At 68.6% G+C, this 13,833-nt stretch carries 10 protein-coding genes; 2 read left to right on the top strand and 8 right to left on the bottom strand.

The features are described 5' to 3' along the window. Nucleotides 1-20: 20 nt before the first annotated feature. The 5 genes from ACIGA3_RS09210 to ACIGA3_RS09190 all read right to left on the bottom strand — a co-directional run bounded on the left by ACIGA3_RS09210 (nt 21) and on the right by ACIGA3_RS09190 (nt 7,458). Nucleotides 21-3,503: a type ISP restriction/modification enzyme gene (locus tag ACIGA3_RS09210; protein ID WP_399712051.1), complete on the bottom strand. Its 3,483-nt coding sequence runs from the start codon at nt 3,501-3,503 to the stop codon at nt 21-23. Between the two features lie 1,016 nt (nt 3,504-4,519). Then, complete coding sequence (locus tag ACIGA3_RS09205; protein ID WP_399712049.1) at nt 4,520-4,978, bottom strand: alpha/beta fold hydrolase; 459 nt, start codon at nt 4,976-4,978, stop codon at nt 4,520-4,522. 124 nt (nt 4,979-5,102) lie between these two features. Further along, nucleotides 5,103-6,107 (bottom strand): NADP-dependent oxidoreductase, encoded by a 1,005-nt coding sequence (locus ACIGA3_RS09200; RefSeq protein WP_399712047.1) that lies wholly within the window; start codon nt 6,105-6,107, stop codon nt 5,103-5,105. 128 nt (nt 6,108-6,235) lie between these two features. Beyond that, a complete protein-coding gene (locus tag ACIGA3_RS09195; RefSeq protein WP_399712045.1) occupies nt 6,236-6,742 on the bottom strand; it encodes an aldo/keto reductase in 507 nt (168 codons plus the stop codon). Nucleotides 6,743-6,765: 23 nt separating this feature from the next. Further along, nucleotides 6,766-7,458 carry an SDR family oxidoreductase gene (locus ACIGA3_RS09190; RefSeq protein WP_399712043.1) on the bottom strand — a complete coding sequence of 231 codons (693 nt, stop codon included), beginning with the start codon at nt 7,456-7,458 and terminating at the stop codon, nt 6,766-6,768. A 117-nt stretch (nt 7,459-7,575) separates the two neighbouring features. On the opposite strand from ACIGA3_RS09190, the gene ACIGA3_RS09185 reads away from it, so the two are divergent. Further along, nucleotides 7,576-8,136 (top strand): TetR/AcrR family transcriptional regulator, encoded by a 561-nt coding sequence (locus ACIGA3_RS09185; RefSeq protein WP_244336626.1) that lies wholly within the window; start codon nt 7,576-7,578, stop codon nt 8,134-8,136. Nucleotides 8,137-8,517: 381 nt separating this feature from the next. Here ACIGA3_RS09185 and ACIGA3_RS09180 read toward each other — a convergent pair whose 3' ends face one another. Both ACIGA3_RS09180 and ACIGA3_RS09175 read right to left on the bottom strand, forming a co-directional pair. Next, nucleotides 8,518-10,242 (bottom strand): styrene monooxygenase/indole monooxygenase family protein, encoded by a 1,725-nt coding sequence (locus tag ACIGA3_RS09180; RefSeq protein WP_399712041.1) that lies wholly within the window; start codon nt 10,240-10,242, stop codon nt 8,518-8,520. 71 nt (nt 10,243-10,313) lie between these two features. After that, nucleotides 10,314-11,534 (bottom strand): styrene monooxygenase/indole monooxygenase family protein, encoded by a 1,221-nt coding sequence (locus tag ACIGA3_RS09175; protein ID WP_399712039.1) that lies wholly within the window; start codon nt 11,532-11,534, stop codon nt 10,314-10,316. A gap of 322 nt (nt 11,535-11,856) precedes the next feature. Between ACIGA3_RS09175 and ACIGA3_RS09170 the strand changes: the two genes are divergently transcribed. Further along, nucleotides 11,857-12,837 carry an AraC family transcriptional regulator gene (locus ACIGA3_RS09170; protein WP_399712037.1) on the top strand — a complete coding sequence of 327 codons (981 nt, stop codon included), beginning with the start codon at nt 11,857-11,859 and terminating at the stop codon, nt 12,835-12,837. A 48-nt stretch (nt 12,838-12,885) separates the two neighbouring features. Here the strand turns inward: ACIGA3_RS09170 and ACIGA3_RS09165 are convergent, their stop codons facing one another. Next, nucleotides 12,886-13,617, bottom strand: coding sequence for a spermidine synthase (locus ACIGA3_RS09165; protein ID WP_399712035.1), 732 nt, complete (start codon nt 13,615-13,617; stop codon nt 12,886-12,888). Nucleotides 13,618-13,833 lie beyond the last annotated feature (216 nt).

The raw sequence follows: 13,833 nt of genomic DNA, 5'->3' as shown, positions 1-13,833 counted from the left end.
GACGCGACCCCGCAGGGGTGTCAGTTCGGGAAGTCGAGGCTCTCCTGACCAGGTCCAGGAGTGCGCCGGGACTTCCGCGGCGGCTTCGGCTCCTTGGTGGCGTGGGCCGGCACGGGCAGGATGCCCTCGCCCCGGAGGTCGTCGGTGGTGATGAGCGGGCCACTGCTCACGGCGTCCAAGAGCTGAGCCTGTCGGGGTTCGAGGGCTACGAGGAGCCCGAGTGCGTTGATGAGGTCCAGCAGGTCGATGGTCCACCGAGAAGGCCAGGTCGAAGGCAGGATGTCGTTCAACGGGGTCTGTCGCTCCACGTCCGGTTTGCGTTTGCGGAAGCTGAACCACTTGCGGATCACCTGCACCCCGCCGATCCGGTAGTCCCAGACTTCCGGCGCCACCGGACGTATGCAGCCCGTACCCACCGTGAGGGTTCGCGTGGGAGCGTCGTAGGAGATGTCCTCCGGTAGCCCGTCGTCCTCCCCGATCGCGACGACGGGTTCCGGTTGCTCCTCCGGGGGAAGCCTCGGAGTCGATCCAGCCGGACTGTCATGCTGGTGAGAAGCCAAGCGCTGGCCATACGTGTGGATCCACACCGTGCGCCTGCCCACTTCCACCACCTCCGCCCACAGGGCCGGGTCGCGCGTCAGGGGGATACGGGCGCCGCGCGCGGCGAGGTTCGCGGAGAAGCGTCGGGTGTAGCCGCTGTGGCCGGCTATCCCCGCGATGTATGCGAAGAGGTCTTCGGCGGTGACCGTCACTCCGTGCATCTTGGTGAGCGACTGCAGCAGGCCGGGGGTCACATTCGGTGCTGCCTGGTGAGGGTGGCGGTAGAGGGGGGCGACGCGGCCGCCTTCGGTGCCTTTGAAGTGATGAACGTCGGGCAGAAGGGCGGTGAAGCTCACCGCCGGGCCTGGACGGCCTGCTTCTGTGTGGAGTTCGGACAGGTAGATCTGACGTTGGTCGTTGTGGGCGAACCACAAAGCCGGCCGCGGCCGGTCGATCACTCTCCGGTCCGCGATGATGTACTGCCGGTCGAAGGTCATCCGTCCGTACTGGACGATGACCGGAACCGTCTCCTTCTCCGCGGCGAGACTGCCCTTCTCCTGCTGGCCAGGCAGGGGTGGTTCCAGCTTGTCTGGACGGCGGTCTCCGGTGCTCTTCATCAGCGCCGCTTTGGCGTCTGCCGGAGCCTGGACGAGCCTGCGCCAGCGCCTTTCCAGAACTCTCCGGCTGGGGGATACGGGCCAGCTGCGGTTGTTGGTGTTGCCAGTGATCGTCCACGGCAACAAGGCGTCCACCGGTGGCATGGCTGACCACTCGGAGTCGGACGTGGCGTGAAAAGGCGCGGTCCATTGTGTGGGGCAGAGCTCCCAGGAAGTCCCGTTCCGGTGGCCCTCGACGCCGAGGCCGTTCAGCCAGTCGAACTTCTCCTCGCGCGTACCCGCGGGGACGTCAAGTCGCCATACTCGCGCCGGGTTCCTCGCGTCCGGGGAACCTCGGCGGACGAAGACGGCGATGCAGACCTCGCGCTTCACGTCCTGGAAGACACGGGTGCGCGCGTCGGAGTAGGGACCTTCGGGGGAGAGGCCGATGATCCAGCCCTCGTCGGCGGCCTCGCGCAGGTAGTGGCGCATGCCGGCCGCGCCCTCGCTGTCCAGATAACCGGAGTTGGTGATGAGGGCGACGATCCCGCTGGGGGCCTTCGGTGCTCCCGAGGCAGCCACCTGGTCGAAGACCTTCCAGGTGGACCACGCCCAGAAGTAGACGTAGAGGTTGTCGAGGGCGTACCCGATGCGCCCGTTGTCCTCGGGGTGGAAGCGGGCGAGGATCGGGCCCTGGCCGTTCGGGTTGCCCTCGGTGATCCAGCGTCCGACGCCCGACTGCCTCGCCCCCCGAAGGTAGGGCGGATTGCCGATGACCACCATGACCTTCTCGTCCGCCTTGACCCTGTTTGCCATGCGGCGGTGGCGGGCGATCGCCTCGTACATGAAGCCCAAGTGGTGCTCGACGGCGGGATCGTCGAGTGTGTCGGCCACCAGAAGCCTCGGCGGGCGGCGCGTGACATCGGCGTCGTGGGACTGGAAGGCGTGGTGCACACGGAGTTCGGCGACCGAGTACGGCCCGGTCTGTTTCTCCAACCCCACCAGTCGCCCGGAGAGTTCCCGGAGAAGCCCGGACTTGAGCGCCTTGCCGTACTTCAGTGACAGGGACTTGGCGACGTGATCGATGATGTTGATGAGGAAGGTCCCGGTACCCATGGCGGGGTCGACCACGGTGACGTCCTCGCTTCCGTACCCGTCCGCCTGGCCGAGCCGGTCGCGCAGTACTTCGTCGGTGAACTCGACCATGAAGCGGACGACCTCGCCGGGCGTGTAGTACGTCCCCGTCCGCCGCCGCAGTTCCGGGTCGTAGGCGCTCAGAAAGCCCTCGTACAGGTGGAGGTAGGCGTCTCCGGTCTCGTCCTTGAACATCTCGGGGTCGACGGCCGATATGACGTCGATCAGAGGGTCGGTGATCCCTCGCAGATCGTCGAGGGCCTCGTCGGTCAGCACCGCCAGCGCCTTGCCCATCAGGGAGTGTCGTTTGCCTAATCGGATCGCGACATCGGGGAGGGAGAGCCGGTCGAGGTCGATGCGCTCAAGGCGCGCCAGCAGAATGGCGAAGGTCAATGTCTGGCTGTAATGGTCCGCGAACTCCTCCGGACGGACGTCGGGAAAGAGCAGGTCCTTCCAGTTGCCGGCCAGGATCGAGAACGCCGCGTCGGCCTCCCCGTGCTCCTCGCGGGTGAGACGTTCGGTGACCTCGTCGCGCAGCAGGGCGCAGATTCCCGCGATGCGCCTGACCAGTTCGTCGATGCTGCCGTGGACGATGGGCGCCGGCAGGAAGAAGTGCGTGAGGGCGCGCTCGAACCCGGTGTCCCGGGCGATGAGTTGTCGGCTACCGGTTTCCAGGTCTCCGACCAGGATTCCGGTCGGGCCGACCTGCACGCCGAAACGGTAGACCGCCCACTGGTATCCGTCGGTGTACAGCACGTTGTGGAGTGCCTTGATCTTCTCCCACTGCTTCCGGTCATGGGACTTCACCGACCACTTCTCCGGATCGGCCCCTGAACCCGGCTGTTTCAGCTCGACGTGCCCTATGGTCCTGCCGCCGCAGGCGATGGCGAAGTCCGGCCGGATCCCGAGTTCCTTGACACGGCTCTGACCGTGGGCGATGAGGTTGAGGCGTTGCCGCGAGGCCATGCCGCGCAGCAGTTGCTCCACCGGTGCCGTGAGGGTGTCCTCCTTACTGCTGACGGCCCCTGCGGGACCTCGCAGCTTGGCCCTGACCTCCTCGCCGAACCGGGCTACGAGGTCCGCTACCGATCCGGTCGTGCCCTTCCCCGCCCAGACGTCCCCTCTTGCCATCGGCCCCCCAAGGTTGCACCCACGCCGACGATCAGACCAATACAGAATGCCCATGACATGCCAAGCAGCAAACGCCGGTAGATGTAGGTTGATTGGCGGCATGTATTGAAAACCCCGCGTACAGAGGGCGTGTCACCACGCGCGAGCTCGGTCGTGAAGCGGCCCTCAGTGCGGTCGGCGACATCCGCCGTTGGGCGCGACGAGGCCATGTCGTTCTGCCCGAGATCACGGAGGATCACCTGAGTGTCGACCAGTCGGTGCGCGCCCGTTATCGCGACTTGGCTCTGAACCGCGCGGACGTGGTGAACCTGGCCCTTGCCGCTGAGTGCGACACCGAGGCTGTGCTCACGCTCGACGGTCGCGGTCTCTGGGCTGTGCGCCCTTGGGGGCGGGCATAAGGTGTTCCGGGTACTGCGCGACGACCTTCCGATCTGATTCGGATGGCGCCTCGTTGTGTCGTCGGATTCCGTCGGTCGTGACGCTCGTATGACGCTCGCGGCCCTCACGGACTCCCCGGTGGGGCGGGAACCCTACCTGACCTGCAGTTTCTCGGATGCGGTTCCGGCCGACGTTTTCCGATGACTCACCATGTTGAGTGTGTCGCCATCCTCGAACCGGCCGCAAAGGGCTCCTGACCTTTCCGTCACGTGTCTCACCTGCGGCTTCGCAGTGGGGCGGGGGTCGAGAACACTCTGCCTCAACGCCGTCAGGGACGGGTTCGGGAAGTGTCTTGACGCTCGTTCGACGCTGTTTCAGACGGCGCGTGAGGTGGTCGTTCTGGATCAACTAGCGTGGGTCAATCGACTTGTCGGGCTTGACCCGTCGAGCAGCGCGTCGGCCTCGAAGTTCCATGACGGCCCGTCGGCGGAGTCGGTGGACCGCTTTCCGTGGGTTGAGGGTGAGCCGGTCGGGGGCTGGGGTGATGTGACCGGTCCAGGGCCAGTGCCGGTGAGGCGGAGGATTCACCGACGGCCGGTGGTGAGGAACTGTCCGGCTGTGGTCAGCAGGCGAGCCGCAGTCGGCGGCCCCCCAGAGTGGTGGCGATGTGTGAGGACGGATTTCCTGGTGCCGGTCTCGCTGAGTGCGGGGCAGGGGCCATGGACCTCTCCGGCGGCTGGCTACCGTTCCAGGAATTCGGGGGCGATGGTGTTGACGCTGGGGACCATGCGATCGCTCTCGCCATTGGCTACCAGGACCGGTTGGTGGATGCGCGACAGATCGGCCGGTGCCTGGCGGCCCCAGTGGTGGATGGCCTTCGGCTGGGCGCGGAATGATGAGAGCGAGATGGCTTTGTCGCGGTCGTTCGTGCGTTTCTTCAGCCGGTCCAGGAAGGCGTGGGTCGCCCCGTTCCGCCAGGGTGTGGAACCGCCGGACGCGGCGACGCCGCGGTGGTCGAATGTGATCACAGGGCGTCGGGCGGCCAGTCCGACGACGACGTGGGGCTCCCAGTTGTCCAGGACTGCGGACAGGTGGTTGAGGAGGATCAGGGGTACGCCGCCGTCCGGGCCGAGCCGCCGGTAGGCGAAGGTCACGCCACGCACAGACATGGAGCGGTCCGGCGTGTTCTTGTACGACATCGGGGCGGGTGAACTGGACGGTGTGCTCGTGGCCGGTGCCTGAGGTGGTGTGGCGGGTATGGGGCGGGCGTGCAGGGTCTTGTTGCTGTTGGAGGTGACTGGCGCCTGGGACGCGTTTTGACCCTTACGTCATCGCGACGACGACTTTGCCGACCTTTGCCCGTCCCCTCTCGACGTATTCCATGGCCTGGAGGGTTTCTTCGAACGGGAAGACGCGGTCGACGACGGGGCGGATCTTCCCGGTGTCGATGAGGGGGGTCAGTTCGCGCAGTTGGTCGCCGCTGGCCTTCATGAAGAGGAACGAGTACGTCACACCGTGGCGCCTGGCGTTGTGCCGGGTTCTGAAGCTGAGCGCGGTCATGGCCACGCGGAGGACCGGGTTCGCACCCAGCTCGCGGGCGAAGGCCGGGTCGGGCGGGCCCGCGACGCTGATGACCATGCCGCCGGGCTTGAGAACGCGCAGTGACTTGGCGAGGTTCTCGCCGCCGAGGCTGTCGAGGACGACGTCGTAGCCGTCGAGGACCTCTTCGAAGTCCTGGGTGCGGTAGTCGATGACGACGTCCGCGCCGAGGTCCTTGACCAGGTCGACCTTGGCGGTGCTCACGGTGGTGGCCACGTGCGCGCCCAGCGCCTTGGCCAGCTGGACGGCGATGGAGCCGAGGCCACCGGCGCCCGCGTGGATGAGGACCTTCTGACCCGGTTGCACGTGTGCCCGCTCGACCAGTGCCTGCCATGCGGTGAGGGCGACCAAGGGGAGGGAAGCAGCCTCGGTCATCGTGAGGGTGGCCGGTTTGGGCGCCAGGTCGTCCTGGTGGACGGCGATGAGTTCGGCGAAGGTACCGATGCGGTCCTTGTCGGGCCGGGCGTAGACCTCGTCTCCCACCGCGAAGCGGGTGACCGACCGGCCGACCCGGACGACCGTACCGGCGAGGTCGTTGCCGAGAATGAGCGGGAGGCGGTACGGCATGAATGCCTTGAAGTCCCCGTTGCGGATCCTGAGGTCCAGCGGGTTCACGCCCGCCGCGTGGATCTTGACCAGGACGTCGTCGGCACCCACCTGGGGGTCGGGTGCTTCGGTGGCGCGCACCCCGGCCTGGTCGCCGTACTTCTCGACCATGAAAGCCTTCATGGTTGTCTCCTTTCCGCTTCCCGTCCGTGAAAAGTCGGGGTCTCCGCTCGCCCCGGGCTTCTCCCAGTACGAGACAGCTGTGTTGCTCTCCTGGCTCCGGCGCGGGAGCACCGCGTCCTCAGCCGCGTTCACCCATCAGGTCCCCGGCACGACCGGGGGACGTCGAGGGCGCCGAGGTAGCTGTCGAGCTGGGAGAGACTGCGCGGGCCGATGATCGGGACGAGCGTGGCAACGGAGCGGGCGGCGCGCTCGCGCACCCAGGCCACCGCCACCTGGGCGGGCGTCACGCCGGTCTCCTCGGCGATCGCCAGGGCGGTGTCGACGACGGCGGTCTTCTGGCCGGTGCTCTCGGTGTGGATGACCATGCCCCGGTCGCTCAGGCGCCCCTCGGCGGAGCGGCGGTACTTGCCGGTGAGCAGTCCGCCGCCGAGCGGGGACCACAGGGCGGCGCCGAGCCCGAGGCTCTCGGCCATGGGCAGCAGTTCGCGGTCGGCGGTGCGCTCGACGAGGCTGTACTCGTGCTGGATGCCCACGATCGGGGCCCAGTTCTTCAGGTCCGCGAGGGTTACCGCGCGCGAGACGCGCCAGGCCGGGAAGTTGGACAGTGCGGCGTGGTGGATCTTGCCGGCGCTCACCAGGTCGTCGTGGAGGGTGAGCGTCAGCCCGCGTTCGGCTGGGGTGCCGCGGCCAGGCTCTGCTTGACGTACCGGCTTGTGTCGTCGGCGAGGATCTCGGGCAGGCCCGTCTCGATGCCGTACAGGGCCTGGGCCGCGACGTCGGCGGCGGCGACCTTCTGGTCGGCGGGCACGCCGGCGGCCATGTCGGTGTCCATGTAGCCGACGTGCAGCGCCGAGACGGCGATGCCCCGGGGCGCCAGCTCTTCGCGAGTCGCGTCACTCAGCGCCCAGGCGGCGGCCTTGGACGCGGCGTAGGAGCCGAGGGCGGCCGGGTGGAACCAGGACAGGGCGGACAGGACGTTGAGTACGGCGCCGCCGCCGTTGCCCTCGATGACGGGGGCGAAGGCGCGGGTCACGGCGAGCGGGCCGTAGAAGTTGGTCTCCATCTCCCGACGCACCTCATCGGTGTCGCCTCCGATGAGCGTCGCGCCGGTGGAGATGCCCGCGTTGTTGATCAGTAGGGTCGCATCCGACGCGATGCGGGCGGCCTCCCGTACCGATGCCTCGTCCGTCACGTCGAGGCGCAGCGGGACGGAGCCCGGCACATCGACGGTCCCGGGGCGGCGGGCCGCCGCGTACACCTTCGCGCCGCGCTCCACGAGCTGGGCGGCCAAGTGCCGCCCGAGGCCCCGGTTGGCGCCGGTGACGACCGCGACCGCGTTCTTCAGTTCCATGCCCACTCCTGGTCCACGGCGGGTGCCATCGGGTCACCCGCACGATTTAGATTACGTAATCAATCTAAACACGGGTCTACGATAGATGCCAGTCGACATCCAAATGGGAGGGTGATCATGGGCCGCGTGTCGCAGGCGCAGGCGGAGGAGAACCGCAGGCGGGTGGTGGACACCGCCTCGCGGCTGTTCCGGGAACAGGGCACTCAGGTGAGCGTCGCCGACCTGATGAAGGCGGCCGGCCTGACCCACGGCGCCTTCTACAAGCAGTTCGCTTCCAAGGAAGCGCTCGTCGACGAGGCCACCGCTCACGCCTTCGACGAGCTCGCCCGGGGTAACACCGCCGGGCTCGCGCAGTACGAAGGGCGGCGCGACGCCGCTCAGCGAGCGCTGATCGACGCCTACCTCTCCGTCGAACACCGCGACGACCCGGCGGACGGCTGCCCGGTCGCCGCGCTCGCCACGGACATCGCACGCGAAGGCGGGGGTCGAGAGGCCCGTCGTGTCTACACCCAGGGGGTGGCCGACTTCGCCGACTTCCTCGGCGGTGACGACCAGGACGGCATCGTCCGCCTCTGCACCCTGTTCGGTGCGCTGCTCCTGTCCCGGGCCACCAAGGGCTCCCCGCTCTCCGGGGAGATCCTCGCCGCCGCGCACGCGGCCTTGACCGAAGCAGGCTGATCACGGGCGCGGTGGCCGCGTCGTGGCAGCCGTCCGGTCCCCGGGGAAGTGGCGAGCCGGTCGTCATGACGCTCGTTCTGAAGCCCTCACGTAGGTAGTCGGCTGTGCCGCTCTGCCACCAGGTCGTGCCGGCAACTGGTGGAACCATCGCGGATAGTTGCTGTTGTGGCGCCGGCTCGGCGGTGCTCCTCGCGTCAGGTGGATGAGTGCAACGCGCGTTGGAGGTCCACCCAGGAGCGGGAGTCGATCGCGCGACGGTGCTGCTATCTACCAGGGCGTTTACCGCATTGTCAGCCCAACCGCCCTGTCTGTGGGGCAGGTTGGAGGGTACTCACGTGTTTGCCCGCCCTCCCGGTCAACATCCGTTCACGGCCGAGAAGGTCACAGATCCGGATGCTTCGTCGCCACGTGGTAGTACCCCGAGTGGAACACCAGAGGGGCGCCGCCGTCGGCCTCGTACTCTTCGACCTCGCCGAGGAAGATGATGTGGTCGCCGGCGTCGACGCGTTGGACGGTGCGGCACTGGAAGCGGGCGACCGCGCCGTCCAGGAGGGGAGTGCCGGCGATTCCGGGGGTGGTGGGGGTGCCGCGGAACTTGTCGTCGGCCGGGGTGGCGAACTGGCGGGAGAGGTGGTGCTGGTCGGCGGCCAGCACGTGGACGGCGAAGTGCGAGGCGTCGGTGAAGTCCGGGAGGCTCGGGCTGTTCTTGCCGGGGCACCACAGGACGAGGGGCGGGTCCAGGGAGACGGAGGTGAAGGAGTTCGCGGTCATGCCGACGTTGCGGCCGTCGGGGGCGCGGGCCGTCACCACGGTCACGCCGGTGGCGTACTGGCCCAGCGCGCGGCGCAGTTCGCGGCCGTCGAAGCGGACGGCGTGCTGGACGCGTCTCTCGGCGAGGAAGCGGTGTGCCTCTGCCTCCTCGAACCACCAGCGGTAGAGCGTGCGCGGGTCGTCGAATCCGGCGGCGAGGGCGCCTGCGACCGAGGGGATTTCGGCCGCCGCCGTGAGGATGTCGCGGTGGTGGGGACTCAGGTCCGTGAGAAGGGAGTTGGTCCAGCCGACGGCCCATTGAGCCCAGCCGCGCCAGAAGTTGTCGAAGGTGCGCTGCATCCACTGCGGTGTGAACTCGGCCGTGCCGTGGCGGAGGATGCTTGCGAGGTAGTGGGTCGCGGCCTGGGCCGCGTTGTTCGAACCCTGGCCGGTGATGGGGTCGTTGAGGACGACGGCGTCGGCCATGCCGAGGACGTGCCGGCCGGAGGCCAGACGCGCGACGGGGTGCCGGACGGTCGGCGTGAGCCTGCCGCGCAGAACGCCACCCTCGTCGGTGAGTCGGGCGTGCCGACAGCGGTCGTACTCGTCGGGGAAGAACCGGTGGAGGATTTCCAGTGAGCGGGTGAGGTGCCCTTCGGGTGTACGGATGTCGTCCCAGCAGTCCATCGGACCGCCGGGGACACCTTCGAAGACCATGATCTCGCAGGGTCCGGTGGTGGTGAGGGCGGGGAAGGTGAAGTACTCGCCGACGCCGGGGACCATGCGGTAGTGGACGGCGGCCTCCCCCTCCCGTGGTGCCGTTCCCGTGACGTACGTCAGAGCCAGCGCACGGCGCGGCCGGTCGTACGGGGAGAGCTCGGCGTCGCGCGGGAAGAGCCGGCTCAGCTCGCCCTTGCCCGTGGAGACCACGACGAGATCGTGCGTACGGGCGTACCACTCGAGGTCCTCGACGCCCGCCTCGTGCAGCACGATCTCGCCGTGGCCACCGGCCGCGAACTGCTCTATCCACGCTGCACACTTGACCCGCTGGTCCACGGAGTGGGCGGGCCCTTCCAGCGGCGCGCGCCAGGAGACGTCCGGAGTGCCGTGCGGAGAGATGAGAGAGAACGCGATGCCGGAGATCTCCGGGGCCCGCTCCTCCCAGTGGTGCAGGCCGAGTTCGCGCTCGCTCCGCATCGCGGTGTCGAACATGCACTGGCTGGACATGACCGGGCCGCGACGTATCTCGTCGGGGCCGCGGTCGGTGACCAGGGTGACGTCATAGCCGTGCACCTGGAGTCCCAGGGCGAGTTGAGCACCCGCCTGCCCGGCACCGATCACCGCGATCCTTCTCATGTCCTGCCGTCCCGCTCTCGTTCCGTACGTCTCGCTGACGCGCCGCGTCTGTGACTAACCCCGGCGGCCGCTCAGTCGCTGACCGCCGCCAGGTAGTTCTTCGCGGCGACCGGGTCCATGAACCAGTGGAAGAAGTCCCGCGGGTCGTCGAAGCCGTTCACGAAGCGGGCGGCGATACGGGAGTTGACGCTGGCCGCGCCGAAGAGCTCCAGAACGTGCTGCGGCGGGGCACCGAGCATCGCGTTGGTCCAGGTCGTGGCGTACTGGGCGTTGTCCCAGAAACGGCCGAAGGCCATCTCCATGAACGCGGCGTCGTACGGGCGGTCGCCGTGGTCCAGGATGGCGGCGAGGTAGGAGGCCGCGCACTTCGAGGCGTTGTTAGAACCCTGGCCGGTGATCGGGTCGTTGAGGACGACGACGTCGGCGAGGCCGAGCACCTGCGCGCCGGACGGCAGCGTGGCGACGGCCCCCCGGACGGTCGGCGCGAAGCGGCCCGCGAGGGTGCCGCCCGCGTCGGTGAGCGCGATGTCGGTGCACCGCTCGGCCTCCCACGGGACGTACGCCCGCAGCAGTTCCTGGAACTTCGCCAGCACCTGGTCGGGGGTGAGCCCGTCGAAGCAGTCGAGCGGGCCGCCCGGGATGCCCTCGAAGAACATGATGTCGCAGGGGCCGCTGGTGGTGAGGCTGGGCATGGTGAAGTACTCGCCCACACCGGGGATGACGTTGAAGCTGACGCCGGGGCGGTCGGGCAGCGGCGCCATGCCGGTGACGTACGCCAGGGCCAGCGCGCGCTGCGGAGCGTCGTGCGGGGAACGCCGGTCGTCCCGCTGGAACAGTCCGGCGATCTCGCCCTTGCCGGCCGCGACGATCACCAGGTCGGACTCGGCGGCGTAGCGCTCCAGGTCCTCGACGCCGGCCTCGTGGATGTCCAGACGGCCGCCGCGGCGCGCGAACTCACCCATCCAGATCGGCATCTTGACGCGCTGGTCGACCGAGCGGGCGGTGGCGTCGAGGCGGGCGCCGAAGGAGAGCGCCCGGCCGCCCTGGCCGTCGGCGATGTTCACACCGATCCCGGCGATCGGCGGGCAGGCGTCGCCCCAGAAGTCGAGGCCGAGGTCGCGCTCGTGGGCCAGCGCGGTGCCGAACATGGCCTGGCTGGACATGACCCGGCCCTCGCGGATCTGGTCTCCGGTGCGGTTGGACACGATCGTGACGTCGTAACCGTGGCCGAGCAGACCGATACCGAGCTGGAGGCCGGCCTGGCCGGCTCCGACGATGGTGATCTTGCGCATGAGGGGGGACCTCCGGGGGTAGGGGTTGTGCGGCTTCGAGCCGTGCCGTGCGGTGCCGTCGGGTCACCTGTGGGACCGGGGGATGGGGCCCGGGTCACCCGGCCTGCTGAAGGGGGCGGGTCCGGCCGACTCGGTGGGGCGGGGCGGCAGGGGCAAGGCGCGGCGACGTACGGGGGTACGGCCCGGCACTCCCTGCATCGTTGATCCCCTGGTTCTTCCTCCGAGGCGGTCGGGCATCAACCTTGGTATGGAAAGATCATCTTTGCTATCCGGATCACGCGGGTTGCTGTCCTGATCGCGCGTCTCGGCGGTGGAGGTTCACATGTCCGCTGAAGAGCTCCCCCTCGCAAACCATGAGCGGTTCCATACGGCCGACATCTGGGAGGCGCGGGCAGAGGTCGGCCGCGCCTTCTGTCCGCATGAGCTGCGCATCACGCAGCGCTCGGCGACGCTCGACGCCCGACTGCACGGCGCGCCCTTCGACCAGACGGGCCTGTACTACCTCGATTACGGGACGGAAGTCCGGATCACGCCGGGCGACCTGGAGAGCTTCTTCCTGGTCCAGATCCCGCTCGCCGGTCACGCCGAAATCACCTGCGGCCGCGAGGAGATCATCTCCACGCCCGAACTCGCTTCCGTCCCCTCTCCGACCGGAAAGCTGGACATGCGCTGGAGCGGGGGCAATCCGCAGTTGATCGTGTGGTTCGACCGGTCGTCCCTGGAATCGCACCTGGGAAGTCTGCTCGGGCGCACCGTGCGCCGCCCGATCTCCTTCTCGCTCGGCATGGACCTCACCACATCGGGCTCGCGCTCCTGGCTCAACATCGTCGACCTCATGCGCCGGGAGGCGGAGGGGTCCGGCGGCATGACGAGCCAGCCCATCGTGACGAAACAGCTTGAATCACTGCTCATGACCCAGTTGTTGATGGCCCAGCCCCACACCTACACGCCGGCGCTGCTCGGCGAGCAGCCGCGTGTCGCCCCGCCCGCGGTCCGCCGCGCCATGGAGATCATCGAGGGGCACGCCGCCGAGCCGCTCACGGTCGCCGAGATCGCGGAATGCGTCGGCGTCGGTGTACGGGCCCTCCAGGAAGGCTTCCGCCGGCACCTCGACACGACACCGCTCGCGTACCTGCGCGAGGTCCGCCTGGACCGTGTACGCAAGGAACTCCTGGCCTCCGACCCGGGTACCACGACCGTCACCACCGTCGCGTCCCGCTGGGGCTTCCTGCACCCGGGCCGCTTCTCCCTCGCGTACCGCCGGCAGTTCGGGGAGCCGCCTTCGAAGACGTTGCGGTCGTAGGGGGCATGCGTGTAGCTGGGGCCAGGCTGACGGCTACGGGTGACGACCTCATGGAAGTCGGTGGGTACGGGCGAGGTAGACAGTGTTGGCCGCCTCGCGTTCCTGCAGTGGATTGTCGAAGGCGATGACCTCGGCCCGCGCCTCGGCGAAGGCCTGGGTGAGCGCCGCGAGGAACTCCTCGTCGGGCCGGTCGTTGGACCAGAGTGCGAACACCCCGCCCGGGTGCAGGTGTTCGCTGAGGCGCCGCAGGCCGTCGAGCTGGTAGAAGCCGGCGTTGTCAGGGTGCAGCAGGTGGCGCGGCGAGTGGTCGATGTCGACGATGACCGCGTGGAACCGGCGCCCGGGGGCGAGGGGGTCAAGGCCCGTTGTGGACTGGGCCATTGAGAAGAAATCACCGTGCACCAGCCGGCACCGCGGGTCCGCCGCGAGTCCGCCGGGGATCAGCCCGCGCTCATGCCAGTCGATCACTGCGTCGAGCATGTCGATGACGACGAGCGAGCCCACGTCCGGGTTCTTCAGCACCGCCTCGGCGGTGTAGCCGAGGCCCAGGCCGCCCACGGCCACGTCGAGTTCGGGGGTGGATGGGCAGGTGGTGAGTTCCGCCAGGGCGAGGTCGGCCAACTTCACCTCGGCGACCGTGAAGAGGCTGGACATCAGGAACTCGTCGTTGAGCTTGATCTCGTAGACCGGTTCGGCGACACCGGGGTAGCTGCGCCGCCGGAGGGCGAGCTCGCCCAACGGCGTTTCCCGCCAGTCGAGTTCTTCGAAGCGTGCGCTCACCGGAGCACTCCCCGTCTTTTGGTTCGAGACATGCGATTGCGGAATCCGCGGGCTTCTTCGGCTTCCCGTCGGCCCGCTGTGCTCGTCCGAGAGATGACACCGTGCACTTCACGGCTGCGCCGGCGACGGACGGGCGGTCGCCGGCGCAGTGTATACATCCCATCCTCGGCCGAACGGGTACGCCACGGCCGCCCCGCGCTGCCTGCACCTGAGAGG

This window comes from Streptomyces sp. NPDC085596, from assembly GCF_044541565.1.
Taxonomy (GTDB): Bacteria; Actinomycetota; Actinomycetes; order Streptomycetales; family Streptomycetaceae; genus Streptomyces.
The sequence above is the reverse complement of the archived record's forward strand: the minus strand, read 5'-3'. Positions and strand labels throughout refer to the sequence as shown.

Coding starts and splice junctions, on each gene's coding strand:
- ACIGA3_RS09205 (WP_399712049.1), bottom strand. CDS start 4,978: ATGTCGTACAAGAACACGCCGGACCGCTCCATGTCTGTGCGTGGCGTG.
- ACIGA3_RS09200 (WP_399712047.1), bottom strand. CDS start 6,107: ATGAAGGCTTTCATGGTCGAGAAGTACGGCGACCAGGCCGGGGTGCGC.
- ACIGA3_RS09170 (WP_399712037.1), top strand. CDS start 11,857: ATGTCCGCTGAAGAGCTCCCCCTCGCAAACCATGAGCGGTTCCATACG.
- ACIGA3_RS09210 (WP_399712051.1), bottom strand. CDS start 3,503: ATGCCGCCAATCAACCTACATCTACCGGCGTTTGCTGCTTGGCATGTC.
- ACIGA3_RS09175 (WP_399712039.1), bottom strand. CDS start 11,534: ATGCGCAAGATCACCATCGTCGGAGCCGGCCAGGCCGGCCTCCAGCTC.
- ACIGA3_RS09180 (WP_399712041.1), bottom strand. CDS start 10,242: ATGAGAAGGATCGCGGTGATCGGTGCCGGGCAGGCGGGTGCTCAACTC.
- ACIGA3_RS09190 (WP_399712043.1), bottom strand. CDS start 7,458: ATGGAACTGAAGAACGCGGTCGCGGTCGTCACCGGCGCCAACCGGGGC.
- ACIGA3_RS09185 (WP_244336626.1), top strand. CDS start 7,576: ATGGGCCGCGTGTCGCAGGCGCAGGCGGAGGAGAACCGCAGGCGGGTG.